At 62.9% G+C, this 25,997-nt stretch carries 26 protein-coding genes, 3 tRNA genes and 2 rRNA genes; 6 read left to right on the forward strand and 25 right to left on the reverse strand.

The features are described 5' to 3' along the window. The 14 genes from R3F72_RS17080 to R3F72_RS17145 all read right to left on the reverse strand — a co-directional run. Nucleotides 1-1,630 (reverse strand): ParB family protein (locus R3F72_RS17080; RefSeq protein WP_332780287.1); only part of this gene is annotated, 1,630 nt, incomplete at its 3' end. 5 nt (nt 1,631-1,635) lie between these two features. Then, nucleotides 1,636-2,133 carry a hypothetical protein gene (locus R3F72_RS17085; protein WP_332780288.1) on the reverse strand — a complete coding sequence of 166 codons (498 nt, stop codon included), beginning with the start codon at nt 2,131-2,133 and terminating at the stop codon, nt 1,636-1,638. Then, nucleotides 2,102-2,815, reverse strand: a complete 714-nt coding sequence (locus R3F72_RS17090; protein WP_332780289.1) for a DUF2786 domain-containing protein — start codon at nt 2,813-2,815, stop codon at nt 2,102-2,104. The genes R3F72_RS17085 and R3F72_RS17090 overlap by 32 nt, the downstream gene beginning before the upstream one ends. Continuing rightward, nucleotides 2,812-3,042, reverse strand: a complete 231-nt coding sequence (locus tag R3F72_RS17095) for a type II toxin-antitoxin system HicA family toxin (protein ID WP_087720998.1) — start codon at nt 3,040-3,042, stop codon at nt 2,812-2,814. Before R3F72_RS17095 ends, R3F72_RS17090 begins: the two co-directional genes overlap by 4 nt. Further along, nucleotides 3,035-3,904 carry a DNA adenine methylase gene (locus tag R3F72_RS17100; protein ID WP_087720679.1) on the reverse strand — a complete coding sequence of 290 codons (870 nt, stop codon included), beginning with the start codon at nt 3,902-3,904 and terminating at the stop codon, nt 3,035-3,037. The genes R3F72_RS17095 and R3F72_RS17100 overlap by 8 nt, the downstream gene beginning before the upstream one ends. Then, nucleotides 3,901-4,455, reverse strand: a complete 555-nt coding sequence (locus tag R3F72_RS17105) for a phosphohydrolase (protein ID WP_087720681.1) — start codon at nt 4,453-4,455, stop codon at nt 3,901-3,903. Before R3F72_RS17105 ends, R3F72_RS17100 begins: the two co-directional genes overlap by 4 nt. Beyond that, a complete protein-coding gene (gene dnaB, locus R3F72_RS17110; protein ID WP_075563472.1) occupies nt 4,452-5,861 on the reverse strand; it encodes a replicative DNA helicase in 1,410 nt (469 codons plus the stop codon). The genes R3F72_RS17105 and dnaB overlap by 4 nt, the downstream gene beginning before the upstream one ends. Beyond that, a complete protein-coding gene (locus R3F72_RS17115) occupies nt 5,851-6,741 on the reverse strand; it encodes a ParA family protein (protein WP_075563473.1) in 891 nt (296 codons plus the stop codon). Before R3F72_RS17115 ends, dnaB begins: the two co-directional genes overlap by 11 nt. 160 nt (nt 6,742-6,901) lie before the next feature. After that, nucleotides 6,902-6,977: transfer RNA gene (locus R3F72_RS17120), tRNA-Thr, on the reverse strand. 20 nt (nt 6,978-6,997) lie between these two features. Continuing rightward, nucleotides 6,998-7,072, reverse strand: a tRNA-Gln gene (locus R3F72_RS17125). A gap of 7 nt (nt 7,073-7,079) precedes the next feature. Next, nucleotides 7,080-7,155: transfer RNA gene (locus R3F72_RS17130), tRNA-Phe, on the reverse strand. Between the two features lie 91 nt (nt 7,156-7,246). Beyond that, on the reverse strand, nt 7,247-7,519 hold the full coding sequence (locus tag R3F72_RS17135) for an oxidative damage protection protein (RefSeq protein WP_087720683.1): 273 nt from the start codon (nt 7,517-7,519) through the stop codon (nt 7,247-7,249). A gap of 12 nt (nt 7,520-7,531) precedes the next feature. After that, nucleotides 7,532-8,617, reverse strand: a complete 1,086-nt coding sequence (gene mutY, locus R3F72_RS17140; RefSeq protein WP_332780290.1) for an A/G-specific adenine glycosylase — start codon at nt 8,615-8,617, stop codon at nt 7,532-7,534. A 162-nt stretch (nt 8,618-8,779) separates the two neighbouring features. Next, entirely contained in the window at nt 8,780-11,197 is a 2,418-nt protein-coding gene (locus R3F72_RS17145) for an AsmA family protein (RefSeq protein WP_332780291.1), read from the reverse strand. A 288-nt stretch (nt 11,198-11,485) separates the two neighbouring features. On the opposite strand from R3F72_RS17145, the gene hisB reads away from it, so the two are divergent. From hisB to hisF, 4 genes are all read left to right on the forward strand, one after another. After that, nucleotides 11,486-12,079, forward strand: a complete 594-nt coding sequence (hisB, locus tag R3F72_RS17150) for an imidazoleglycerol-phosphate dehydratase HisB (protein ID WP_087720689.1) — start codon at nt 11,486-11,488, stop codon at nt 12,077-12,079. Between the two features lie 40 nt (nt 12,080-12,119). After that, a complete protein-coding gene (gene hisH / locus R3F72_RS17155; protein WP_087720691.1) occupies nt 12,120-12,761 on the forward strand; it encodes an imidazole glycerol phosphate synthase subunit HisH in 642 nt (213 codons plus the stop codon). Nucleotides 12,762-12,930: 169 nt separating this feature from the next. Next, entirely contained in the window at nt 12,931-13,713 is a 783-nt protein-coding gene (gene hisA / locus R3F72_RS17160; RefSeq protein ID WP_087720693.1) for a 1-(5-phosphoribosyl)-5-[(5-phosphoribosylamino)methylideneamino]imidazole-4-carboxamide isomerase, read from the forward strand. Then, nucleotides 13,710-14,483: an imidazole glycerol phosphate synthase subunit HisF gene (gene hisF / locus R3F72_RS17165; protein WP_332780292.1), complete on the forward strand. Its 774-nt coding sequence runs from the start codon at nt 13,710-13,712 to the stop codon at nt 14,481-14,483. The genes hisA and hisF overlap by 4 nt, the downstream gene beginning before the upstream one ends. A gap of 123 nt (nt 14,484-14,606) precedes the next feature. On the opposite strand, the gene R3F72_RS17170 is transcribed toward hisF, so the two are convergent. The 3 genes from R3F72_RS17170 to R3F72_RS17180 form a co-directional block, all read right to left on the reverse strand. After that, a complete protein-coding gene (locus R3F72_RS17170; RefSeq protein ID WP_332780293.1) occupies nt 14,607-15,380 on the reverse strand; it encodes an RsiV family protein in 774 nt (257 codons plus the stop codon). A 145-nt stretch (nt 15,381-15,525) separates the two neighbouring features. Continuing rightward, entirely contained in the window at nt 15,526-16,116 is a 591-nt protein-coding gene (locus tag R3F72_RS17175) for a YjaG family protein (protein ID WP_332780294.1), read from the reverse strand. 10 nt (nt 16,117-16,126) lie between these two features. Next, the gene (locus R3F72_RS17180; RefSeq protein WP_332780295.1) at nt 16,127-16,429 is read right to left on the reverse strand and encodes an MGMT family protein; all 303 of its coding nucleotides are present in this window, start codon (nt 16,427-16,429) and stop codon (nt 16,127-16,129) included. Between the two features lie 60 nt (nt 16,430-16,489). On the opposite strand from R3F72_RS17180, the gene R3F72_RS17185 reads away from it, so the two are divergent. Then, the gene (locus R3F72_RS17185) at nt 16,490-17,164 is read left to right on the forward strand and encodes a type 1 glutamine amidotransferase (protein ID WP_332780296.1); all 675 of its coding nucleotides are present in this window, start codon (nt 16,490-16,492) and stop codon (nt 17,162-17,164) included. Between the two features lie 13 nt (nt 17,165-17,177). Here R3F72_RS17185 and mnmH read toward each other — a convergent pair whose 3' ends face one another. The 5 genes from mnmH to R3F72_RS17210 form a co-directional block, all read right to left on the reverse strand. Then, a complete protein-coding gene (mnmH, locus tag R3F72_RS17190) occupies nt 17,178-18,290 on the reverse strand; it encodes a tRNA 2-selenouridine(34) synthase MnmH (protein WP_332780297.1) in 1,113 nt (370 codons plus the stop codon). Continuing rightward, nucleotides 18,287-19,327, reverse strand: a complete 1,041-nt coding sequence (selD, locus tag R3F72_RS17195) for a selenide, water dikinase SelD (protein WP_332780298.1) — start codon at nt 19,325-19,327, stop codon at nt 18,287-18,289. The genes mnmH and selD overlap by 4 nt, the downstream gene beginning before the upstream one ends. 132 nt (nt 19,328-19,459) lie before the next feature. Continuing rightward, entirely contained in the window at nt 19,460-20,836 is a 1,377-nt protein-coding gene (radA, locus tag R3F72_RS17200; protein WP_087720709.1) for a DNA repair protein RadA, read from the reverse strand. A gap of 54 nt (nt 20,837-20,890) precedes the next feature. Next, nucleotides 20,891-21,691: a copper resistance protein NlpE N-terminal domain-containing protein gene (locus R3F72_RS17205; protein ID WP_332780299.1), complete on the reverse strand. Its 801-nt coding sequence runs from the start codon at nt 21,689-21,691 to the stop codon at nt 20,891-20,893. 127 nt (nt 21,692-21,818) lie between these two features. After that, a complete protein-coding gene (locus R3F72_RS17210; RefSeq protein WP_332780300.1) occupies nt 21,819-22,916 on the reverse strand; it encodes an alkene reductase in 1,098 nt (365 codons plus the stop codon). 187 nt (nt 22,917-23,103) lie between these two features. Here R3F72_RS17210 and hisC point away from each other — a divergent pair, with 187 nt between their 5' ends. Next, complete coding sequence (hisC, locus tag R3F72_RS17215; RefSeq protein WP_332780301.1) at nt 23,104-24,162, forward strand: histidinol-phosphate transaminase; 1,059 nt, start codon at nt 23,104-23,106, stop codon at nt 24,160-24,162. A gap of 322 nt (nt 24,163-24,484) precedes the next feature. On the opposite strand, the gene R3F72_RS17220 is transcribed toward hisC, so the two are convergent. The 3 genes from R3F72_RS17220 to R3F72_RS17230 all read right to left on the reverse strand — a co-directional run. Further along, nucleotides 24,485-25,237: a VIT1/CCC1 transporter family protein gene (locus R3F72_RS17220; RefSeq protein ID WP_303856591.1), complete on the reverse strand. Its 753-nt coding sequence runs from the start codon at nt 25,235-25,237 to the stop codon at nt 24,485-24,487. Between the two features lie 379 nt (nt 25,238-25,616). Then, a 5S ribosomal RNA gene (gene rrf / locus R3F72_RS17225) occupies nt 25,617-25,731 on the reverse strand. A gap of 186 nt (nt 25,732-25,917) precedes the next feature. Next, nucleotides 25,918-25,997 (reverse strand): 23S ribosomal RNA (locus R3F72_RS17230); the annotation flags it as partial.

Raw genomic sequence — 25,997 nt, forward strand, 5'->3', positions numbered from 1 at the left:
GGCCGCCGTCCTGGAGCGGCACGCTCTTGAGCGCCGCCGCTTCGAAGTCGATCGCTTCCTCGCCGTGCTCCTTCGCCTGCCAGTGACGCAACTGGCGATGCCCCTCGGTTTCATGGTGAGGCGAGAGGGTCAGGTCGGCAGCGATCGTGGCCTGCTCCTCGGGAGAGCGAGTGGGCTCCGGGCTGTGTTCCCGCAGGAGACCGTCGGTATCCAGCAGCCCCCCGAATTCTCCCTCGTCGTCTTCCTCGGTGGACCCAAACCCTTGCGGTGCCACCGGCGTCCGAAGAGTCCGGGCCTCGAGTTCGGCATTGCGTTGTTCGAGCTGCTCGAGCTGGGCGCGCATCTGCTTCATGGCGACGGATTCACCCGCGCCGCCGGATTCCGGCACGCCGCGTTCGGTGAGCGACGGTGCCGGCGAGGTGTCGAGATCGCTCCGACCATCGCCGAACGTCAGATCGCCGGGGTCGTCAGTGCCACTACTGTCGCCTGACTGATTGGCATCGCCCGACGCTTTTGACGTCGATGGCAGCGAGGGCGAACCCGACGACTTTCCCGGGGAGGAAGCGCCGTTGGAGGCCTCCGGCCTGGGTGGATAGAGGTGGCGCTCCTGGGGATGACGCAGGCGTTCCAGTTCACTATCGACAGTGGTCCAGATATCCGCGCGCTCCTCGTCCGTTGCCGCCCGGGCATACTTGCGAACGGTGAACCAGTTCTTCCACGCCATGTCGATGGGGTTGAAGTGCAGCCCCGTGTGCTCGTTGAGCATGCCCTTCAAGCGATCCTCGACGATGTTCCAGCGAAACTCGGTCTGCCCCTCGTGATCGAGCTGGGCCATCTCCTCATGCCAGGCCAGCGCGAAATCGCCGTCGACAACATTGTTGGCCCAGTGCTCGCCCTCGCCCAGGTCATCGGCGTGCTCGATCCAGTAGTCGGCACAGCGGGTCCAGCACTCGTCACAGAACTGGCGATAGGAGATCAGCTTCTCGATCTGAGGCCGGCCCATGCCGGCATCGAGCGTCAGCGGCAGGGTCGGCAGAAAGTGCTCAATGCTATAGAGCATCTTCGAGATATTGCTTTGGCTGATTGTGTAACCCAGTGCGCGCAGCCGCTTGGTCAACTCACGCTGGGAGATGGTCTCGCCAGCGTCCTCCTCGATCATGCGCTTGGCCTCGTAGATGCCACGTGCCCGCTCGATCCAACTGAGCTGGCCCCGGTTATCGTTCTCGGCCAAGTGCCCGGCTAGCACGTTGATCTCGCCCTGCCACGGGATGAAGTGGCAATCCTGGTGGTAGAACTGTTTGTCGTCAGTCTCCTGGTACAGCTCGTTGAGGATCATCAGGCGGGTATTGCCGCCGTCGGAGATCATATAGCGATCATCGCCCGGTCGTTGAGTGACGGTCAGTTTCTGCTTGAGCCCAACGGCACGGATCGAATCCTTGATCTCCTCGTACTTCGGATTGTGGTGAGTACGCGGGTTGCGGTCATAGGGACGCAGCTGATCCAACGTCAACGACATAGCCTGCTCGCGGGTCGGCGCCGGCAGCCGGTCGGTGGGCTGACTCCTGAGCGTCGGCCCCGGCTGGTTCAGTTTGGCCGTGATCTGATCAGGGGTAACGGATGGTTTACTCATGAGGTTCACTCCGGCTGCCGCGAGTCGCAGCCTTCAGAATCGAAGAAATGGTTCAACTGCTCGTTTAAACGACCGATGCTTTGCGTGAGCCCTTGGAGGCTTAGATCGCTGCGCGTCTGCGGCGGATACTGCTGGCACAGCGCCAGCAGACCGCGACGTAGATCAAGCAGGTTGTCGTTGACGATCACCAGCAGCTCGAAATCGCTGAGGTTGAAATACTGGAGCTGCGACCAACGCAGGCTGTGATGCGGCTGCATCTCGAGTCGGCTGGTCTGGTCGCACGCCATGTGGAACACCAGCCAGGTATCGGCGAGCAACGCGCGCAGCGCGTCGTTGCGCTTGTTGTGCGCCTGGAGATGAGCGTCGAACCAGGTGTCCAGCGTTTCTAACCACCCGGCGAACGGATCGAGCAGACCCAGGGCCAGACACTCTCGCCCCTGCAGATACCGCTCCATGCCCTGGCCAGTGGCCTCACGCGCCGGAAAGGAATAGATCTCGGCCATGGGGCAGCTCCTTATATTGATCACGATCGACGCCGCTGTGCAGGCGCGCATTGCGGCCGGCGGCATAACCTCTGGCCATCGCTCGCCGATCGTCACGGCGTTGACCGCGATCGATGGCGTTCATCGCCTCGAGCTGGGGATAGAAGCGCTGTTGGAAGTGCTCGATCCCCACGATGGCCTCCTCTGTCTTCTCCACCGGCACGATGTGTTCGAACGCGCCCGCAACCCATGCCAGGGCATAGGCATCGGCCCGGCGAATCTTGGTGATGCGTTTCGCGCGCTTGTTCATGCCGTTCAGGAAGGCCTTGCGATCGGCGATCAGCTGACGCTGGAGCACCTCGAAGGCATAGGCCGCGATGCGCACCTGACTCGCCTCGCCCAGGAAGGCGAAGTAGCCATGCCAGCCTTCGAACGCCGGCCGGGGCTCGTAGATGGTGGCGGTGCCGAAGGCGGCGTTGACCAAGGTGGCCAGATGGTCGAGCCAGCGCGGTGGCTTGCGTCCGGTCGGCGACTTGACGACCACCCGGTCGATGGTTGACGCCGCTACGTCGATCTCGCTGACGCCGTACTCGTCCATGAGGTGCTGCGCCTGGCGCAGCGCCGTACCAGCTTCGTGCTCATTGGCCGAGCGTGACAGCGCCAGGCAGCGCTCGATCTTGCGAAGAATGCGATCGGGAATCATGCTTCGTCCTCCTCTTGTCGCTCCATCCGGCGCAGCCGTGCCAGCACGTTCTTCTCGGCTCGTGCGTCGCTGGGTGAAAATCCGGTGAACACGGGCGGGCAGCCCGGCTTGATGAAGCGAACGTGGCCGCCACGGGTGCGTTCGACAATCCAGCCATGAGTCACGGCATAACGCACCACGCGCTTCAGGGCGCGCGTCGAGCAGCGAATCGGCAGTGCGTCAGGCATGGGCCACCTCCTGGTAGGGAAGATTGAGTTCCATCTGACCGGCCCATTCCGCCGCCCGCGGATTGAGCCACAGACACTCGGTACGCTGCCCAGAACCACGCTGGGCCGATGCCTGCACATGCCGTCGAGCCATGCGCCAACCCCTGAGCACGTCACGATAGAGGTCGGCGTCGTAGCCGGAGAGAATCACGTAGCCCTGAGCGAGCCGAAGGCGCTCTAGCAATTCAATGTGACGCAGGTCGCTCAGCTCATGGCTGTAAACGCGCCGATGCCCCTTCTCTCGGGTCTCCTCGAGATAAGGGGGATCGACGTAGTGAAGCGTGCGCGGGGAGTCATGCTGGGCGATGACGGTCAGGGCGTCGCGGTTCTCGATCAGCACACCCGACAGCCGCTCGGCCACCAGACCGATCACGGTCGGCAACCGCTGCCAGTGATGCTGTGTCGTGCCGTGGGCACGTCGGGTATCGGTGCGGAAGCCGGAATTGCCTCGGGTCGCGCCGGCGGAACCGAAACCCATGTGGGCACGGATCAGCAGCCGTCGAGCGCGCTCTACCGGATCCGGGGTGTCGTCCCAGGCACGCTCGAACTCGACACGCGCATAGGGGGTGAGCGCGATCTGTTCAATGAGGCACTGGCGCTGCTCGGAACTGCGCAGCACCTCGAACAGATTGACGACATCGCCATCCAGATCGTTGTAGACCTCGGCGTAGTTGCGCGGCTTCTGCAGGAGGACACCTGCAGCGCCACCAAAGGACTCGACGTAGACATCGAAGGCGGAGATTGGAGGAAAGTGCGCCATGATCCACGGGGCCAGACGGAACTTGCCGCCGTGGTAGCGCATCAGAGGAATCCTCACTGTCATGACGCGACCCTCCTGAACTCCACCTCTGCCTCTCGCTGAGAAGCTAGATATTCATAACGCGCCATCCATTGCCCAAAGGCATGATCCATCGACCAGGGCTGGGTGCGCATTGGCAGTGGTACCACCCCTTCTAGGCAATCCCAGGAATCCCCTTCGCACAGCAAGTCCCGGCGTTCCGTTGCGAGCAGGATCAGGTCGATATTCTTAATGCAGGGATCCATGGCACCGGGGAGCCCGAAACGCTCTGCAATCGCTGCCCAAAACCGACCTTCGATACGTTTGAACTCCGGCATCAGCGCTTTCAGCGGCGACACCATGTCCCCGATATAGGCTTCGGTGGCGTCGTGCATCAAGGCCGTAAGCTGATGTTCGGCAGGCACGAACTGGCTCGCGAGCACACAGTGCTGCGCGACGCTGTAATGCTGACGGGTATGCCCGCCGAATCGGCAAATGCGGCTCAGTGAGCGTCCGATGTCCACGGGGTCGATCATCCGTGGCGTTGGGCTGGCCATGTGAACAGAGTGGCCTGAGTGGGTGGTAATGAAGCTCATGACCGTCCCTCCTGTACCTGCTTCCACGCCAACGACTCGAACCGCGTGCTCGAGCCTACGAACGTCAAATGCACCGCGCCGGTAGGCCCGTTGCGCTGCTTGCCGATGATCAGCTCGGCGAGTCCCTTGTTGTCAGGGTTGTCGGGGTTATAGACCTCGTCGCGATAGACGAACCCGATGACATCGGCATCCTGCTCGATTGCGCCGGAGTCGCGCAGATCGGCCATGCAGGGGCGTTTGTTGGGACGGTTCTCCAGCGTGCGGTTGAGTTGCGAAAGCGCCACCACCGGGCAGTTGAGATCCTTGGCAGTAGCCTTGAGGATGCGAGAAATCGCAGAGATTTCGTTGTTGCGGTTCTCGGAGCCTGGCTCCTCAAGCAGCTGCAGATAGTCGATCAGGATCAGGGCGGGCTTGCCGTGGCGGCGCACCAGCCGGCGGGCGCGTGACTTGAGAGAGGTCGCGGAGATGCCGCTGGAGTCATCGACGAACAGACGTTCCTCGAAGCCGAGTATGCGGTTCGTGGCCGAGGTCAGCTTTTCCCAGCCACCGTCATCGAGCTGGCCTGAGCGCAGCTTGCTCAAATCCAGACGCCCCATGCTGGCCATGAGACGCAGCATCAACTGCTCCTCGGGCATCTCGAGCGAGAAGACGAAGATCGGCGCGGTGGCCAGCTCGGTGCGACCGGCCGTGGCGACCAGCGCATTCTCGACGAGGTTCATGCCCAGCGTGGTCTTGCCCATCGAGGGGCGACCGGCGATGACGATCAAGTCGGAGTCCTGCCAGCCGCAAGTGAGTTCGTCGAGATCCTTGTAGCCAGTCGGCGTGCCGGTGATGCCGTCCTTGGCATTGAAAGCGCGGTCGATAGTATCGATCGCCGCCGTCAAGGCGTGACGTATGCCGGTCTCCTTGCCTTGCCGGTTCTCGGCCAACGCGAACAGCTGGTGTTCAGTGGCCTCGATCAATGCCTGGCTGAGTTGCTGTCCATCCAGCGCCCGCTGGCAGAGGTCGCGGCCCATGTTGGCCAACTGACGACGGCGCTGATGCTCTCGTACGATGCCCGCATAGGCGACAACATTCGTCGCTGAAGGCGTGTTGCGAGCCAGCTCGGCCAGATAGGGCAGACCCCCACAGGTCTCGATATGACCATCGCGCTCGAGCAGCTCGGAGAGTGTCACGACATCGAGCGGCTTCTCATCATGGGAAAGCTCTTCCATCGCCTTGAAGATCAGCCGATGCGGATAGTGATAGAACGCTGACGCGTCGACGATCTCGCAGATGTCCTCCCACTTCGTGTTGTCGAGCATCAACGCGCCAAGCGTGGACTGCTCACCCTCGATACTGTGCGGCGGCAGAAGCCCCATGGCTTCTGCCCCGACGGGTGCAGGGGATTGGGTCTCAATGGACATGGCCCACCCCCGATTTCCCGGTGCCGGATTTACCGTTGGAGATGACAGCGCCTACCGCGTGGATGGCGTCGGCCCACTCGGGATAGAGATCAATGGCCACTGCCTTGAGCTGATCGGCGCAGGCCGGCGCCTTGCGACTGTAGGGCTTTCGCGGCTCGACCCGATGGACGGGCAAGCCCTGGAGCGCGGCCGAACGGTAAGCGGAGAGATTGACCAGCGGCGTCTCGAGCACGCTGATGCCGTGATCTTCTACCTCGGCATACATGGTGCGAATGCTGTCGGCGATGTCACGGGCATCACGGAGCTGGTCGGTCATCTTGTTGAGCAGGATGGAGACCGGCGGCACCTCGAAACGGGTATAACGTGCCAGCTCGCGTAGCTCGTTGAGCATGCCCTGAGTGCCGCGCACGAATTCGCGGGCGGTGAGCAGTTCGGGAACGATGGGAGAGATCAGCCGATCGGCGGCCATGACGGCCATCTCGAGAATCACTGAGCGCGCGCCCTGGGTATCGATGAGGATGGCGTCATAGCGATCGGCGAAGCGATCGAGGAGGTCGATCAGGCGGAAGCGTCCATTCGGGGCGTTGAGCAACAGCTGCTGCAACTGATTCCGATAGTCGTTGGAGACGATGATGTCGAGATTGGAGACAGCGGTATGAGAGATGATCTGGTCGAGGTCGACCAGCTCTGTCGCGAGTAGCTCGTACACGCCGCCGGGGGCCGGCTGTGACAGCTCGTAGTAGGAAGAGAGGGTTGGCTGGGAATCCAGATCTATGAGGAGAACCCGGAGACCGGCATCTGCCAGGAGACCGCCGAGGTTGGCCGTCGTGGTCGTCTTGCCGACGCCGCCCTTGGAGCAAACCGTTGCTGAAACACGCATAACTGCACCTCATCCAGTGGTAAGCGGAATGAGTGCAATAGATGCTGGGCGGGACAATTTTCGAGGCTACATGATGCTGAGGCTTTCGCTGATGCAGGTGCCAAGGTGTTTACCCCGGACCTGCTCATCGCAATTCAGCTATTCCACCATCTCTAAGCTCTGGTGCCGACACCAGGAGTCGAACCCGGGACCTACTGATTACAAGTCAGTTGCTCTACCAACTGAGCTATGTCGGCGAGCATAGAGACGTTAGCGATGGCTGGGGTAGCAGGATTCGAACCTGCGCATGCCGATACCAAAAACCGGTGCCTTACCACTTGGCGATACCCCAGCATTGATGGTGGCCAGAGACGGAATCGAACCGCCGACACGGGGATTTTCAATCCCCTGCTCTACCAACTGAGCTATCTGGCCCTCGCCAACGGGGACGCATTTAACCAGCAAGCCGTTTTGGGGTCAACCCTTTTATTTCAAAAAGATGAGTTCTTTTCACACCGCCCGAAATTCACTGGCTGGGCGGCACGTATCCTTCGGCGTGATCGGTTTCCTGGTTGTCGAAAAACCGGTTCATCTGCGTCATCAGATACTCCCGCGCTTGCGGGTCCAGCATGTTGAGATGCTTCTCGTTGATCAGCCGGGTCTGCAGCGCCTGCCACTCCTCCCAGGCGCATTTGGAGACTGTCTGCTGGATCTCTTGCCCCTTGGCGCCGGGCAGCGGCGGGAAAGCCAGAGCTTCGAGTTCCTGCTGGTACTTGCGGCAGAATACGGTCTGCGCCATGAAAACCTCCTGTCATGCGTTGAGTGCGTGCGTCTGGGCCAGTGTCGCCAGCAGCGCCTTGACCGGTGCCGCCAGACCAATGCTGGCGGGCTCGGCGGGATCGACCCACTGCCGATTCGATTCGGCCACGGCCGTGGCGGCGTTCCGATCCGGAAGCCGCGCCGGTCGCGGCGTGATTTCCAGCCGGAAGTGAGTAAAGGTGTGGGTGAACGGCTGCCAGGCGCTTTCCAGATGAACGCCTCGACAGTGCCGCTCCAGCCACTCGTGCAGCTCGCTGTCGCCATCGAACTGGGGGAAGCCCCACAGGCCGCCCCACAGGCCGCTGGGCGGGCGTTGCTCCAGCAGCACCCGGCCAGCCTCGTCCTGCAACAGTAACATCTGTGTCTGTCGCGTCGGCAATTCGCGCTTGGGTTTGGAACCGGGGTGCCGGCGCTCTTCGCCGCGGGCGTGCGCCACGCAGACATCCTCGAACGGGCACAGCAGGCAGCTCGGCTTGCCGCGCGTGCAGATCATGGCCCCCAGATCCATCATCGCCTGCGTGTAGTCCGGCAGCCGCTCCGAGGGCGTGTAGCGCTCCGCCAGCTCCCATAGCCGGGCGAGGACATCGTTCTTGCCGGGCCAGCCTTCCACCGCATGCAGCCGGGCCAGCACGCGCTTGACGTTGCCATCGAGAATCGCGGCACGCCGGCCGGTACTGATGCTGACGATCGCCCCGGCAGTGGAGCGACCGATCCCCGGCAAGGCGGTCATTGCCTCGAGATCATGGGTCGGGAATTCGCCATCGTACTCGTCGACAACGACCTTGGCGGCCTTATGCAGGTTACGGGCACGGGCGTAGTAGCCCAGCCCGGTCCACAGATGCAGCACCTCATCCTGGGGCGCTTGCGCCAGTGCGTGGACATCCGGGAAGTGCGCCATGAAGCGCTCGAAGTAGGGAATGACGGTGGCGACCTGGGTCTGCTGGAGCATGATCTCCGAGACCCAGACCCGGTAGGACGTCTTGTCGTACTGCCACGGCAACGACTTGCGGCCGTGCGCGTCGAACCAGTCGAACACGCGCTCGCGGAAGGCTTCGGCCGACAGGGCTATTTCTGCCAAACGGCACCTCTTCGGAAGGATGGAACGATCCGGCCCGCCATGCGACGGGAACGGGTCGAGATGATGAGCAGAATGGGAAGACGGAAGCGAAGCGACAAATCCGCCAGCCGGATGACAAGGCGCCGACATGACGCCGGCGCCCAGGCTGAGTGCTGACCAGGCTTACTGGAAGAGATCCCGAATCTTGTTGCCCAGCTTTTCCGCCGCGCCATCTCCGAGCTTTTCGTCGATCTTCTGGCGGGTCTCGTCGTCGAGCTGCTTGTCCAGTTCTTCGTCGATCCGTTCGCCGGCCTTGCGCTTGGCCTCGTCTTTGGCCAGTTCGGCAAGCGAGCTCTGGAACGCCTCGCGGTCGAATCCGCACCATTGCCCCGGCGCCTCGTCGAGGCTGCCCTGGCAGCGGATCGGGAAGTCGATCCGGGCCAGTCTCGGATTGACGCCACAGGCCGCTTCGTCGGCAGTATCGGTGAAGCGCGCCGCGGCGCGATAATCGAGACGGTTGGTCACCAGGTTGACGTCACCCTTGCCGGTCACCTCGATGCCCGGGATGGCGATGACGAGATCGTCGTTGTGCGCCACGCCGTTGTCGACCGTCACGCTGGCCTGCAGGCGATCGAAGGCAGTGTCCTCGCTCCATTCGCGGGTCGATTCGCGCCCTTCCAGCGTCGCGACCGCCGTGCACAGCTGACGCGAGACGTTGACGTCGAGCATGGCGCCGTCGTCGACACGCAGCGCAGCCTGACCGTCGAGATTCTGCTTGAGCCCTTCGACCGTGTTGGTCCGCGAGTCGAAATCGCCCTGCAGGTCGAGCTTGCCGCGTAGCGGTGACGTCTTGCCGCTGAAACCCTGATACAGCGGCGCGATATCGACCCCGTTCATGCGCTCGGTAAAGGAGAGCTGGATCGGCGACTGACGCAGGTCCAACGCGCTGGAGGCCTGCAGCGAGCCGTCGTAGAGATTGGCGCTGAGGGAGTCGAGGCGCTGGCGCCCGCCACTGCCACTGGTGGCCAGTTCGACATCGCTCAGATCGATGCCCTGGACCTTGAGAGAATCCAGCGTCAGATGCCCTTCCTGCTCGAGCCCGGCGAGCCAGTCGACGGGAAGCAGCTCGGCGCCTTCGGCCGCGGCCAACGCCGGCGCGACACCGAGCGCCGAGAGCCAGGCGGTGTCCTTGGCATCGTCGCCCGCCGCGTCGCCACCGGCACCCTGCGATCGCGGTGCCAGGTAGCGGTCCAGATCGAGCCGATCGCCGGCAAGATCGAAATTCAGCGCCTGACCGTCGAACGCGGCACCCAGCGAGCCACGCAGCTGGGTGTCATCCAGCGTCATCTGCAGGTCGTCGAAGTCGATCCGTTGCGCATCACCGGAGAACGGGCCACTCAGCGACAGCGCGGTGAGCGCCTCGTCGTCGGCGCTGTTTACCTCGATACCGAAGCGCGTCAGCCAGTCCCGCACCGACAGCGGCGCCAGTTCCATCCGGCCCTGATAGCGGGGCGCGTCGTTCAGTTGCGTGACGTTCATGCTGCCTTTCAGGTCCAGGCCATCGTCGCCGGTCAAAACGAGGTCGCCGAGCGTGGCGGTCTGGGCCTGGAGGTCGGCCGCCGCATCGCCCTGAAGATCCAGCGACAGCGGCGCTTCCTGCATGACGGAATGGTAGAGCGAGGCAGCAAGCTGGATGTCGTCGGCACGGTAATGTTTCGCCCGGGTATCGGCGACCAGCGTGGCAACCTTCAGGTTGAGCGTCTGGGCCTGCTCGGCCAGTGTCGGCAGTTGCGCCTTGCCGTTGAGCGTCACGCCCTCGAAGGTGTAGCGCCCGGCACCGAGATCCATCCGCATCTGACTCTTCAACTGCAGATTGCCATTCACATCCGGCTGGCGACCCTCGACATCGAAGGAGAGCTGAATCGGGAACGAGGATTGCGGGCTGACGTTGCTGCTTTGCAAACTGAGGTTGGCCAGCGTGATGTCCAGCGGCTTCTGCCGATCGACGTAATTCACCTGACTGTTGGAGACCTTGATGCTGGCGATGTCGAACGCCACCGCCTGATCGGCGCCCGGCTTCAGGCCGGGGCCTTTCTTCTCCGACTGCGCTTTCTCCGACTGCGCTGCCGTCGACGAGTCCGCCGCGTTCTGCGACGGCTGGCTGGCGTCGTCACCGCTGCCGTTGTCGGCCAGACGATCCAGCAGCACCTGCCAATTGCCTTGCCCTTGCGCATCGCGGGCGAGATTGAGGCGCATGCCGTCGAGGATCAGCCCGTCGACCGAGACGTCTCCGGTCAGCAGCGGCGTGAACGCCACGCTGACCTCGGCGTTGTCGAAGCCGACGAAGGGCGCATCCTCCCGGGACTGCTCGGGAAGCCAGGCTTCGGCATCCTTGACGCTGACGCCGATGCGCGGATAGAAGGACCACGACAGCGGGCCGTCGAGACGCAGCTCGAGGCCGCTCTGGTTGCGAACCGCCTCGATCAGACGCGGCTTGAGATCGTTCGGATCGAAGAACGTGGTGATATAGACCACCGCCACCACGACCAGAATCCCCAGGACACCGACTGCCGCCAGCAGCGTTCTGAACAGCCCCTTCATTCCCATCCTCCCTGTGCGCGATCGGCAGACGTCAGCGGTCGATGGACGGTACATCGTCGCCACGTCGCGCGACCAGGAATCGCTCTACCGGGAACGACTGGATGATGCGACTCGACGTGCTGTGTGGCTTCCGGCATGCCCCCTGTGTCTCCTTGTCGGCAGAACGGCCTGACTGATCGGTGGGCGGCGAAGATCGCCGCCCGATAAACACCGCCATTGTAGCGGATGCAGGGCTCGATTCACTATAATGGCCGATTCTCGCCAACCGTACCGGGAGATTCCCCACGCATGTCCGAGCGCATCGCCACGGTGTCGCGCGACACCAACGAGACGCAGATCACGGTCACGGTCAACCTGGACGGCAGCGGCCGCCTGGATTGCCAGACCGGGGTTCCTTTCCTCGACCACATGCTGGATCAGGTGGCTCGCCACGGCATGATCGACCTGACAATCGATGCCAAGGGCGATCTCGAGATCGACGAGCACCACACCGTCGAGGATCTCGGCATTACTCTGGGGCAGGCCTTCGCCCAGGCGATCGGCGACAAGCGGGGCATTCGTCGCTACGGCCACGCCTACGTGCCGCTCGACGAGGCGCTGTCTCGCGTGGTGATCGATTTCTCCGGCCGTTCGGGCCTGTTCATGGATGTCGAATTCACCCGCGCGACCATCGGCCGGCTGGACACGCAGCTGTTCTGGGAGTTCTTCCAGGGCTTTGTCAATCACGCCCAGGTCACGCTGCACATCGACAATCTCAAGGGCTTCAACGCCCACCATCAGGCGGAAACCATCTTCAAGGCGTTCGGCCGGGCATTGCGTGCCGCGGTCGAGGAAGACCCCCGCATGGCAGGCCAGATGCCATCGACCAAAGGCAGCCTGTGATACCGCCCATCGCCACCACCGAATCAGCGAGGAAACCGCAATGACGATCGCCGTGATCGATTACGGAATGGGTAACCTGCACTCCGTGGCCAAGGCGCTCGAGCACGTCACCCATGAAAACGTCATGGTGACCCGCGATCCGCGCTCGATTCGCGGTGCCTCGCGCCTGGTGCTGCCCGGCCAGGGCGCGATCCGCGACTGCATGGGCGAACTGCAGCGCACCGAGCTCGAAGGCCTGGTCAAGGATCTGCTCGAGGAGCAGGCCAAGCCGCTGCTGGGTATCTGCGTCGGCCAGCAGATGCTGTTCGACCGCAGCGAGGAGAACGGCGGCGTCGACTGCCTGGGCTTCCTCCCCGGTCGCGTGCGTCACTTCGGCCACAAGCTGACCACGCCCGAAGGCGAGCGCCTGAAAGTGCCGCACATGGGCTGGAACCGTGTAGCGCAGCATCACCAGCATCCGCTGTGGAACGGCATCGAGGACGGCGCGAGGTTCTACTTCGTGCACAGCTATTACGTCGAGGCCGCCAGCGATGCCGATATCTTCGGTACTACCAATTATGCCGACGTCGACGCCCATGTGGTCACCGGTCGCGGTACCGTCTTCGCGGTCCAGTTCCACCCGGAGAAGAGCGCCGGGGACGGCCTGCAACTGCTGGAAAATTTCGTCAACTGGGCGCCCTAGGCACCATCCGAAAAGTGGCTGCGCTCACCCATATGGCGTTAGAAATTGGCTCAAGATACTCATTTACCCTCTGTAAACTCCGTTCTTTCGCCGATTTTTGTCTTATCTGGTCATCGCGCCGACTTCTCGGACAGCACCTAACCGACTCACAGTCAAAGGATTCGAAGCCATGCTGGTGATTCCCGCCATCGATCTCAAGGACGGCCAGTGCGTGCGCCTCAAGCAGGGCCGCATGGATGATGCGACCTCCTACGGGGACGATCCGGTCGCGATGGCCGCACGCTGGGTCGAGGCCGGCGCGCGGCGGCTGCACCTGGTCGATCTCAACGGCGCCTTCGAGGGCAAGCCGGTCAACGGCGACGCCGTCACGGCCATTGCCCGCGCCTATCCGGATCTGCCGATCCAGATCGGCGGCGGCATCCGCAGTGCCGAGACCATCGAGCACTATCTCGCTGCCGGGGTGAGCTACGTGATCATCGGCACCAAGGCGGTCAAGGAACCCGACTTCGTCGGTGAGATGTGCCGCCGCTTCCCGGGCCACGTGATCGTCGGCCTGGACGCCCGCGACGGCTTCGTCGCCACCGATGGCTGGGCCGAGGTGTCCACGGTCAAGGCGGTGGATCTGGCCAGGCGATTCGCCGACGACGGCGTTTCCTCGATCGTCTATACCGACATTGCCCGCGACGGCATGATGCAGGGCGTCAACGTCGAAGCCACCGCGCAACTCGCCCGCGACGGCGGCCTGCCGGTGATCGCCTCGGGCGGCGTGACCGATCTGGAAGACATTCGTGCGCTGGCCAAGGTCGCCGACAGCGGCATCATCGGCGCCATCACCGGACGCGCCATCTACGAAGGCTCGCTCGACGTCGCCGAGGCACAGGCGCTGAGCGATTCGATTCAGGGCGATTCGATGCGTGGCGACCGGATCGACACCGCGGGAGTCCGCTCATGACACTGGCCAAACGCATTATTCCCTGTCTCGACGTCGACGCCGGCCGCGTGGTCAAGGGCGTCAATTTCGTGGGGATTCGCGACGCCGGCGATCCGGTCGAGATCGCCAAGCGCTACAACCAGCAGGGCGCCGACGAGATCACCTTTCTCGACATCACCGCCAGCCATGAAGATCGCGGCACCACCGTCGAGATGGTCGAGCGCATCGCCGGCGAGGTGTTCATTCCGCTGACCGTGGGCGGCGGCATTCGTCGCTGCGAGGATATTCGCACCATGCTCAATGCCGGCGCGGACAAGGTCTCGATCAATACCGCCGCCGTCACCAATCCGGATTTCGTGCGCGAGGCCGCCGAGCGCTTCGGCAGCCAGTGCATCGTGGTGGCGATCGACGCCAAGAAGATCAGCGCCGAAGGCGAACCGCCGCGCTGGGAGATCTTCACCCACGGCGGGCGCCGCCCGACCGGGCTGGACGCCGTGGACTGGGCGCGCAAGATGGTCGAATACGGCGCCGGCGAGCTGCTGCTGACCAGCATGGATCGCGACGGCACCAAGGTGGGCTTCGATCTCGGCGTGACTCGCGCGATCAGCGATGCGGTCGAGGTGCCGGTGATCGCTTCCGGCGGCGTCGGCAATCTCGACCATCTGGTGGCCGGGGTCAAGGAAGGTGGTGCCGATGCGGTGCTCGCCGCCAGCATCTTCCATTTCGGCGAGTACACGATTCCCGACGCCAAGCGCTATATGGCCGAGCATGGCATCGAGATGCGCCTCTGAGGCCATTGCCGAGCGAACCTGGCGATCCCAAAGCGCCGCGCCTGCATTCCAGGCGCGGCGCTTGCGTTTTCTACTCCCAACACAGATTACCGTAGCCAGCGATTGGCCCGATGATCGTCATTATCAAGGCAGATAGCGCGCCTCGAGAACGCCGTCGAGCTCGGCGGAGGGAATCATCAACTGCGGCTGCCCCGCCGCGTACGGCGCCAGATCGTAGACCTGGTACTTCACCGCCAGCCCGTCCGCCAACGGCGCCACGTTGTCGGATAGCGCAAACGGCCACTGCATCTCCGATAATCCGCTGGCCTGGTCGGTCTTCAGCCAGCGCTGATGGGCCCGCTTCAACGCCGCCTCGTAAGCCGGCCGCTGCCCCGGAAGCAGCATGTCGTCGAGAGCCACCACCTGCTGCGTGTCGCGATCGATCACCAGGTAAGAGGTTAGCGGCAGGCCGTGGGCACCGCCGCTATACAGATAACCGTCGAGCTCGATCACCAGCAGGTCGTCGTGATCCGCCACGATGTCCGCCCTGAGATCGGCCTCGAAGCCGGGCAGTTCCGGTACGTCCTGGCGGGCGCTGCGGGCGGCCGCGAATACCTGATCGGCGAAGTCATCGAAAGAACGGGCCTGCCCCATGGCGTTGCCGTCGGGGCTCTCGCTGAGTCCGCTCGCCAGCCCGAACAGCCGCCGTTCGAGTTCGTCGGAGAGCCGTGGCGATTCAGGGAAGCGCAGGTAGGCGGCGTTGACGGTGGCGCAGCCGTCACCCTCGCAGCCGGGCTCGTGTACGCTTTTCACTACCGGCTCGGTGCGCAGCGCATCGCCGCTCCATCCCAGACTCTGGCAACCCGCCAGCATCACTGTCGCCAATGCCAGGCCACCGACCAACCAACGTTTCTGCATGATGTTCCTCCTTGAACGTTATTTTTGCGCGTCGGCCGCTACCGCGGTTATTGGCCTCCAATCGCCTTGCTCCTGTCTTTCCATCGACAAGCCGTTATCAACAGACTCTGGCACGACCAGCTTATCCACAACCGGTCGACGCCGATCAATCGAGGCTCAGGCCCAGATTGCTGACGCCTTGGTTGCGTCCCAATGCGCGCAGCGCCGAGAGATCATCGAGTTTGGGGGCGGCCTCGAGCGCTTCGAGCACCGCGTCCTGAAAATCACGTTCGTCCTCCATCAGCTCGTGCTCGCGGAACAGCGCATCGAGCCGCTCGGCGTCCTCGCTGCCCTCGGTCATCTCGATATAGGCGCGTACGCCATTGCGGGAAACCCGGCTCACCTCCAGCGCGGCCTCCGGGGCTTCGCCGCGCAGGGCATCCAGCAGCGTGGTCAATGCCATGACGCTCTCCGTCGCCCGTCGCGCACCGAAGCTGTCGTCGTCTTCCGGCGGCTCGATTTCGGCCAGCTTCTCGGCCTGCTTGTCGAAGTCGATCCGGGCCGAGGCGACCTTGAGCCGTTCCCATACCAGATCCAGCACATTGTTCATCACGCTCGGATTGCCGTGGCCGCTCATGCCGGCATAGAGCGCGTAGTTGGGCACCAGGCGTTCGCTCAGCGCCGCCATGAAAGCGATCTGCTGGCGCGCGTCGAGCTGGCGGAGTCTGGCGTTGAAGCTACCCATGGGCTTTGTCATGAATTCCTCGTCATTCTGGCCACATCAAATGCATCGGCACGCGACCACCGGCATCGAAAACGATCCCTTCGGCGCGCAATTTCTCGTGCTGGCGCTGGGCGCCGCCATGCTCCGCGATTCGTCGGCTGGCGCCAATGACCCGGTGCCAGGGCAGGTCGTGCCCCGCGGGCAGCTGCCGCATCGCCGTCCCGACCAGGCGCGCCGTGGCGCCTTCGGTCATTTGGGCGATCCGCCCGTAGGTGGTGACGCGCCCCGCGGGTATCTGCGCCACGATGGTGTAGATCTGTTCCAGGAGCTGGGCACGAATGGCCATCGCTAAAACCCTATTCCTCGCTTGTGGAGTGGTCCGGTCGTCCCCATCATTGGACCTATCATGCATATCTACTTTCTTCAGCATAGCCCGCTGTTCGGCCCCGCCCGCATGGCGGATTGGCTCACCGGCATGGGCCACAGCTACAACCACTGCCGACTGGACGAGGGCGAACTGCCACCGCCACTGGCCAACTGCGACGCGCTGGTGCTGCTCGATGCGCTGCAATCGCCCGATGCCACGCTGCTCAAGCGCGAGCGCAAGCTGGTGGATCGCGCCTTGAAGAGCAACAAGCCCGTGCTGGGCATCGGCTTCGGCGCCGGCCTGATCGCCGAGGCGCTCGGCGCCATCGTGTCGCCCGCCGTGCAGCCGGAAATCGGCTGGCAGCCGCTGGCCCTGGCGGACGAAAGCCCCTTCGACCTGCCGGAAACCTTCGACGCCCTGCTCTGGCACCGCGACATCTTCGGCCTGCCGGATGGCTGCCTGCCGCTGGGTAGTACGCCGGCCGGTCCGGTCCAGGGGTTCGCCTGGGATCTGGGTCGCGTCGTCGCGCTTCAGTGTCACCTGGAGCTGACGGCCCAGGGTACGGCGGCGCTGTGCGATCACGATCTGCCGGCCACCAACGCCGCGCCCTACGTGCAGACTCGCGACGATATCCTTGACGACCCGCGACGCTTCGATCGGCAGGCGGCGCTACTGGACCGGATCATGACCCAGTGGCTGAGCGCGCTGAGCTAGATATTCTCTCTATCTAACCGGCCTGCTCGCGCTCCCACTGCCGGGCGACCGCCAGGCAGCTGTCCCAATCCCCGACGTGCAGTGTCGGCCGGGGCTGATGCTCGATCTGGTGGCGATACATCGGGTCGTAGTACTCCCGCAGCAGCGGTGCCAGCCAGGCATCGTGGGCCTGCACGTTGCCGTGGCGCTGGGCCACGAAGGCCCGCTGCTGCGCCTCGGTCAATCGCGCCAGACGCTCGCCCCCCAGGCGCTTGCCGAGGCGTTTCAGAGCGCCGGAGAGCTGCTTGCGAAACAGCACTTCGCCCAGATGCGGGCCGTAGTCGCGATGATAGATCGCGCTCAGGTCCTCGATGTAATCCTTGCGGATCTGCTCCAGGCGCCACTCCAGCGGCATCTCCACCCGGATACAGGGCGCGGCTTTCATTATCTGCCAGAAGGTAGCCGGAATCGCCAGCCGCCCGATACGCTGGGACTCGTCCTCGACCACCCGCGCATGGGGCAGACGCATCAGGTCCAGCGTCAGGCCATGTTCGAAGTCGATCTGCGACGGCCCGGCCAACGGATGCTGGCCGAAGGCCGACCCCTTGTGACGCGCGTGGCCTTCCAGGTCGACGCCAGAATCGAGCGAATTGACCAGCGCCGTCTTGGCGCAGCCGGTCAGACCGGCGACCAGCAGCAAGGGTGCCTGACTGTGGGCTTCCAGCGTTTCGATGAACCGGGTGCGCATCGCCTTCCAGCCACCGCGAATCCGTGGCAAGGGATAGCCGCGCTCGGCGAGCCACTGCTGCGAGATCTTCGAGCGCATGCCCCCGCGGAAGCAGTAGATGACGCTATCCGGCGCTGCCTTTATGGCCTGTTCCCAGGCGGCCAAACGCGCTTCGCGACTCTCGCCGGAGACCAGGCGGTTACCCAGCTCGACCGCGGAGTCCTGGCCGGCGTGCTTGTAGCGAATGCCGACCTCGCGGCGCTCGTCGTCGTCCATCAACGGCAGATTGATCGCCCCCGGCAAGGCGCCAGCGGCAAATTCGATCGGCGCCCGGACATCAATCAACGGTCGTTGGAGCAGCGCCAGATCGGCATCGATCAACTCATGGCTCGTTGCACGGCTCTTGTCGTCGTCCTTCAACCGCGCACCTCGATCAGGCTGGCACCGCCGCGCTTGCTGACGCATTCGCCGAACGCTTCCAGTTTGAGTTGATGCTGACGCCCGATTCGCTCGACATCGTCGGCCCAGGCCGGATCCACCGCCAGCAGCAGGCCGCCGGACGTCTGCGGATCGCACAGCCACTGCCAGTGGGCGGCGTCCATGTCCGGCATCGCCTTGCCGATCGCCTCGCGATTGCGCGCGGTGCCACCCGGCACGGCGCCCTTGCGACGATAGGCCTCGGCTTCGGCGAGCCGCGGCAGCTTGGCGAAGTCGATCCGCGCCTCGACGCCACTGGCGGCACAGACTTCACTCAGATGCCCGGCCAGGCCGAAGCCGGTGACATCGGTCATGGCATGCACGCCTTCGACCTTGGCCAGTTCCTTGCCGATATCGTTGGCGATCAGCATCGTCTCGCGGGCCAGGCCGTGGTGACCGGCTTCCAGCAAGCCCTGCTTTTCGGCCGTCGTCAGCAGGCCGACGCCCAGCGGCTTGGTCAGATAGAGCAGGTCGCCAGGCTTGGCGCCGCTATTGAGCTTGAGGTTGTCGAGATCGACCAGGCCGTTGACCGAGAGCCCGAAGATCGGCTCCGGCGCGTCGATGGAGTGGCCGCCCGCCAGGGCGACGCCCAGTTCGCGACAGACGGCCTGGGCGCCGGCCATGACATCCCCGGCGATCTCCGCCGGCAGCTTGTCCAGCGGCCAGCCGAGAATGCCCAGCGCCATGATCGGCTCGCCGCCCATGGCATAGACATCGCTGATGGCGTTGGTCGCGGCGATGCGGCCGAAGTCGAACGGATCGTCGACGATCGGCATGAAGAAATCGGTAGTCGAGATCAGGCCGCGGCCGTCGCCCAGATCATAGACGGCGGCATCTTCACGCCCCTGGTTGCCGACGATCAGATGCTTGCTGTTGGCGCCCGGCCCGGCCTTGGCGATGATGCGGTCGAGCACGTCGGGGGCGATCTTGCAGCCGCAGCCGGCCCCGTGGCTGTACTGCGTCAGGCGAATGGCACTCATGGTCTGTTCCTCGTCTCTTTCCTGGAGATATCGATCCTGGCTGGCAGTTTACCCGACGCGGCGACGAGACTCAGCGCCGAACGATGCGATCCCCGCCGGCGACAGGGCAAGCGGCCCCGTGGGCCGCCACGTTCACAGCGCTTCCAGCGCCTCGGCCAGCTTGTCGACCGCCACCACCTGCATGCCGGCAGGTGCCTTCTTGGGCGCATTGCCGCGCGGCACGATGGCCCGCGTGAAACCGTGCTTGGCGGCTTCGATGATACGCTCCTGGCCGCTGGGTACCGGGCGGATCTCGCCGGACAGCCCCACCTCGCCGAATACCACCAGTTCTCGCGGCAGCGGCCGGTTCTGAAGACTGGAAACCACGGCGAGCAGGACCGCCAGGTCGGCGCTGGTCTCGAGCACCTTGACTCCGCCGACGACGTTGAGGAAGACATCCTGGTCGCCGGTAAACAGCCCGCCGTGCTTGTGCAGCACGGCCAGCAGCATCGCCAGGCGGTTGTGATCGAGCCCTACCGCGACGCGGCGCGGATTGCCCAGCGCGGACTCGTCGAGCAGTGCCTGCACTTCGACCAGAATCGGCCGCGTGCCTTCCCACACCACCATCACCAGACTGCCGGAGGCCAGCTCCTCGCTTCGCGACAGGAAGATCGCGCTGGGATTCTTGACCTCCTTGAGGCCGAGCTCGACCATCGCGAACACGCCGAGTTCGTTGATCGCGCCGAAGCGATTCTTCTGCCCGCGCAGGGTGCGGAAGCGGGAGTCGCTGCCGCCTTCGAGCAGCAGCGAGGCGTCGATCATGTGTTCGAGCACCTTGGGGCCGGCCAGCGTGCCGTCCTTGGTGACGTGACCGACCAGCATCAGCACGGTGTTGCTCTGCTTGGCGAAGCGCGTGAGTGCCGCCGCCGACTCCCGTACCTGGGCGACGCCACCGGGCGCGGAGCCGATATCTTCCAGGTGCATGGTCTGGATGGAGTCGATGATCAGCACTTCGGGGCGTTCCCGCTCGGCCACGGCCAGCAGCGTCTCGATGCTGGTCTCGGCGAGCATCTTGAGCCCCTGGGTCGGCAGTTGCAGGCGGTGGGCGCGCATCGCCACCTGGGATAGCGACTCCTCGCCGGTGACATAGAGCACGCGTTTGCTCTGGGCCAGGCGGCAGGCGGTCTGCAGCAGCAGCGTCGACTTGCCGGCGCCGGGATGGCCGCCCAGCAGCACGGCCGAACCGGGCACCAGGCCGCCGCCGAGGACGCGGTCGAACTCTTCGAACGTCGAGCTGAAACGCGGCACCTCGGTAAGATCGACGCCGGAAAGATCGACGACCTCCCGCGACAGCGCGCCGGCATAACCGCCCCGAGCACCACTGCCGCTCGCTGGTGCGCCGGGCCGGGCGCCGCCGACTCTGACCTCGCTCAGCGTGTTCCACTCGCGGCAGTTGCTGCACTGGCCCTGCCATTTGCTGTAGTCCGCACCGCATTCGGTACAGACGAAGGCGCTTTTCGCTTTTGCCATAAGTAAAAATCAAAAAGGGCCTAGACAATTGTCTAGGCCCTTAATATCAAATCCTCAATTACAAAAATCAGAAATTATTTCATTGAGCTCAGGAAGGTCTTCATCAGATATAAGAACCTGCCCACCTGGAATTGCGATAAATGGCTTGAATCCATTATATCCGCCATAGGAGTTTTTAGCGTTCATCTCGCCACATGTGTACAACTGTTTTTTCCCATCGGATTGCCCACGATTTATTTCCATGTCGCGAAATTGTGCAGACTCTGGATCTTTCAAATTATACTTTAAAGAAGCCTGAGCTTGAGAAATTAGAGTTGCATCAGCTTCTTGAGAATATGAATTGTAAGCTTCATTCATCGCGCTTTCAATAGCACCTTTAAAACCCTGACCTCCCGCGAGATACAGCCGCAGCGACTTGCCATTCTCGAAACGTCGCAGCTGTGGGTCGATAAGTTCAAGAGTAGTACTATTCAATTTATCAAAATAATAAACCTGACCTTCACCATCAGGCGTTAACTCGTATACCTTAGCTTGTGCATTATAAGGCGTACCACTAATCACCTCCCAGTTTCCTCTGTATTGCTCAGGCCCTGGATTCTGCGGATGATTCCGGTAGTCGGCCTCGAGGGTGAAGGTGCGCTCGGCGGCAGGCGACGACTCGGTGCCGCTGAGGTCGACGGTCAGGTCGATACCATCACAGCTGCGGCAAGGCAGCGTGCCTTCGTAGGTGGTCGTGGTCGACGACATTCCGGCAGAGGAATCGGCGGTGCCGGTCTGCGTTTGGGTGCCACCGCTGGCACAACCGGCCAATACGGCAACCGTGGCGGCGCTGGCCAGCAACGTCCTGATCTGCATATCGGTTCTCCTTCACTTCTGGGCCATATAGGCCGCCTTGGCGGCCACATGATGACAGGATAGCGGTAAGTTTCCCGCGTGACACCCCATTCAGCCACCACGGCTCAGGCTGCCACGCGCAAACGGCTCAATCCAGCGTCGGATAGTCGGTGTAACCCTCGGCCCCGCCACCATAGAAGGTTTCCGGATTCGGCTCGTTGAGCGCGGCATCCCGACGGAAGCGCTCGACCAGATCCGGGTTGGCGATGTAGGGACGCCCGAAGGCAGCGGCATCTCCCAGTCCGTTTTCGATCAGCGCTTGTGCACGTTGGGCGGTGTAGTGCCCGCAGTAGATCAGCGTGCCGATGAAACGCTCGCGCAGGTCACGGCGGAAATCGTCGCTCAACTGCGGGCCTTCGCCGGTCCAGTCGGGCTCGTTGATGTGCAGGTAGGCGATCTGGCGACGGCTCAATTCGCTGGCCAGATAACGCATCATTGCTTCGGGTTCATCATCCGACAGACCGAAGATTTCGATGAAGGGCGACAGCCGCACACCGATGCGCCCGGCTCCCATGACCTCGCTCACGGCGTCGACGACTTCCAGCAGCAGACGGGCTCGGTTGACCACGTTGCCACCGTAGCGGTCGTTGCGCCGGTTGCTGCCGGTCGCAAGGAACTGCTGCAGCAGATAAGCATTGGCGGCGTGCACCTCGACCAGATCGAAGCCCGCACGCTTGGCGCGCTTGGCAGCCTGGCGGTAGTCGTCGATCAGGCCGGGGATCTCGTCCAGCGTCAGCGCCCGTGGCGTGCTGGTCGGGTGCTGGCCGGAACTGCCGTCCTCGAACTCGACGAAACAGTTGGCACCCTCGGCACGCAAGGCGCTGGGCGCGACGGGCGCCTGACCTTCCGGCTGCACCATCTCATGGGAGATGCGGCCCACGTGCCAGAGCTGCAGGGCGATGCGTCCACCGGCACCGTGCACGGCGTTGACGACCTGACGCCAACCCGCTTCCTGAGCGTCGGTCCAGATGCCCGGCGTGTAAACATAGCCCCGTGCCGTGGACGAAATGTTGGTCGCTTCGCTGATGATCAGGCCCGCGCCGGCTCGTTGGGCGTAATATTCGGCCTGCAGTGCGCCGGGAATGCTGTCCGGCGTGCGGGCACGAGTCAGTGGCGCCATCATGACGCGATTGTCGAGCTCGACGTCACCGACGGTAATGGGCGAAAGCAACTTGTCGTAAGCCATGGAATTCCTTCGAAGATAGGGGGTAAACCGTGAGTCGGATATTCCTTAGATGAGGCCGTTAGAGCACTAATCAACCCGGACGTTCATATTTCCCGGCTGGCTTGCACCGATCCGAGCCTGACGTCACTATGAGCGCTGCCCTGCCGCACTTGTCTGCATCGTATCCATCACGTGTCCGCGAGAGATCATGAGTCGATTCTGGAGCCCCGCCGTTCGCGCCCTGACCCCCTACGTACCGGGTGAGCAGCCACGCGAGAAACTGATCAAGCTCAATACCAACGAAAATCCCTATCCGCCCTCTTCGGCCGTCGAGGCGGTATTGCAACGGTTCGCGGTGGACCATCTGCGTCTCTACCCGGACCCGGAATCTTCGGCACTGCGTCAGACGCTGGCGAAGACCTACGGCGTCGAGCCGGAACAGGTCTTCGTCGGCAACGGCTCCGACGAGGTATTGGCGCTGGCGTTCCAGACCTTCTTCTGCCAGCCGAAGCCGCTGCTGATGCCGGCGATCAGCTACAGTTTCTACCCGGTCTACTGCAAGCTGTACGACATTGCCTATCGCACCGTGGCGCTGAACGATCACTGGCAGATCGCCCTGGAAGCTTTCGATGCCGATAACGGCGGTGTCGTGTTCGCCAACCCCAACGCGCCGACCGGCCACGGTCACCCGCGCCAGGCCATCGCCCGCTTGCTCGAGCGTATCACCGAGAGCGTCGTGCTGATCGACGAGGCCTATGTGGATTTTGGCGGCGAAAGCGCCATCCCGCTGATCGACGATCACCCCAATCTGCTGGTTACCGGGACGTTGTCCAAATCGCGCAGCCTGGCGGGGCTGCGCGTGGGTTACGCCATCGGCTCGCGCGAACTCATCGACGGGCTGGAACGGGTCAAGAACTCGTTCAACTCCTATCCGATCGACATGCTGGCCAGCGAAGTCGCCATCGCTTCACTGGAGGATGGCGAACACTTCCGGGCCTGCTGCGAGCGGGTCGTTACGACGCGGGAGTGGACGCGTCAGCAGCTCGAAGCCCTGGGTTTCGAAGTCCTGCCGTCACAGACCAATTTCCTGTTCGTGCGTCATACGGAACGCAGTGGCGCGATGATTTTCAGCGAACTGCGTGAACGCGGCATTCTGGTGCGTCATTTCGACAAGGATGGGCTGCGCGACTTCCTGCGTATCTCGATCGGTACCGATGACGAGATGCGCAGCCTGATCGAAGCACTCCAGGCCACGCATCAGGCTTAGTGGCAGCGCGATATCGTCACAACGGTATCCCTTTCCTGCCCAACCCCAGCAGCCGCCGCTCTCTTCAGGGCGGCGGTCATGCATGACGGCCAGCCAGCGCTCCACCACGAAATCCGGCATGAACGGTTTTTCTTCCGGAACACGACGCTGAGACGGCCGGAAAAGAGAGGTGTCGGTCGTGTCACCAGCGACTCGGCGCCCAGGTCTTCGAATCGCTTCTCCGGCGAGCCCCCTGGCGCTCATCATGAAGCAGGCCAATCGCGCTAAACAGCAGTTGTACGGTTGACTGAAAGCCTGTCGCAGCTAAAAGGCACTTAAATGATCAGTTACCTAGTACCCCTTGTGCGAAATAGCCGGTAGCAAAAGCCAATCCGGCTGCTGCGGTACCCATTAACAATGTACGTAGTCCCGGCCGGCACACTGGCACGCCATACACCGCGCTCTTAAGCATGCCGATACCTAAAAACACCAGCCCTGCGAGGCCAAGACTGACCAGGAATTGAGTGGTAATACCGAGCCCTGGCAGGGCATAGGGCAATAGGGGCAAAGCGCCGACCAAAAGGAATGCAGCGAAGGTAGTCAGAGCCGATCGCAAGGGACTAATTCCAGCAGCGGAAAGCCCATATTCTTCTCGCAACATGGTCGAGACCCATACTTCTGGATCGTGACATAGCGCTTCGACCACCTGTTCAAGCAACTCCCCCTCAAATCCCTTCGCTTGAAACAGCTGACGAATCTCTTCTCGCTCGCCTTCTGGCACCAAGGCGATATGTTGTTGTTCGACCTGTTCAGCGTTAGCAATCTGGGCCAATTGTGCTTGGCCAGCCTCATAGTTGCTCACTGCCATGCTGAAGCCATCAGCAGCCAAGTTGGCGAAACCCAGTACCAATGCTACTTGTGGCGAGAAACCCGCACCGAAAGCACCGGATACCACAGCAAAGGTAGTGACACAGCCATCGATACCTCCGAGTACAGCATCAGGTAACGTTGATGCTCTCATTGGCCTTGCTAGCCGGGCACGCACCGCATCGGGCTGATGCTCGCCCAGAAGCTCCTCGCGGCTGGGAGTCGGCATGATGAACCTCCTGTGATCTGGATGGCTAACCACAGGAGTATATGCACAACAAGGATATCGAGCTGATCAAAAGCGGGATGCTATTTTCGTTGGCGTGATCGGCAATGGCGCGTCCAGACCCGCTCGCTCTTCATACACAGTTCAGCACGAATAGACGGTTCAGTACGGCCTGATCGATGCCGTCACGACAGAAAGCCGTCACGACTGACTGAGAGGCCCGTGACGTTTCTTGCGGACATAAAAAAACCCCAGCCTTGTGGGCTGGGGTTTCGGGATAGATGCCTGACGATGACGGGGGCGGCCACCCGTCGTCCGGCGCTCTCCATGGGAGACCCCTAAACGAATGAACCCCGACCAATGGCCGGGGTTCGAAATAAGTGCCTGACGATGACCTACTCTCACATGGGGAGACCCCACACTACCATCGGCGCTAAGCGGTTTCACTACTGAGTTCGGCATGGATCAGGTGGTTCCCGCTTGCTATGGTCGTCAGGCAAAACTGACGTCGGGATGCGTGGCGTGACTGCAATTTGCCATCATCCCAACCGATTCGGATCATGCTGACCGAGACACGTCTCGCCTGCCCGCTCTACGAGGCAGGGCGTATCCAGTCTGTCGGTGATCATCACCGACCGCACGCGGTACGTCTCGTACCGGTGTCGTAAACCCCTTGGGGTTATATGGTCAAGCCTCACGGGGCATTAGTACACGTTAGCTCAACGCCTTGCAGCGCTTCCACACCGTGCCTATCAACCAGCTA

Origin of the sequence: Salinicola sp. 4072 (assembly GCF_036663415.1) — a bacterium.
GTDB lineage: Bacteria > Pseudomonadota > Gammaproteobacteria > Pseudomonadales > Halomonadaceae > Salinicola > Salinicola salarius_A.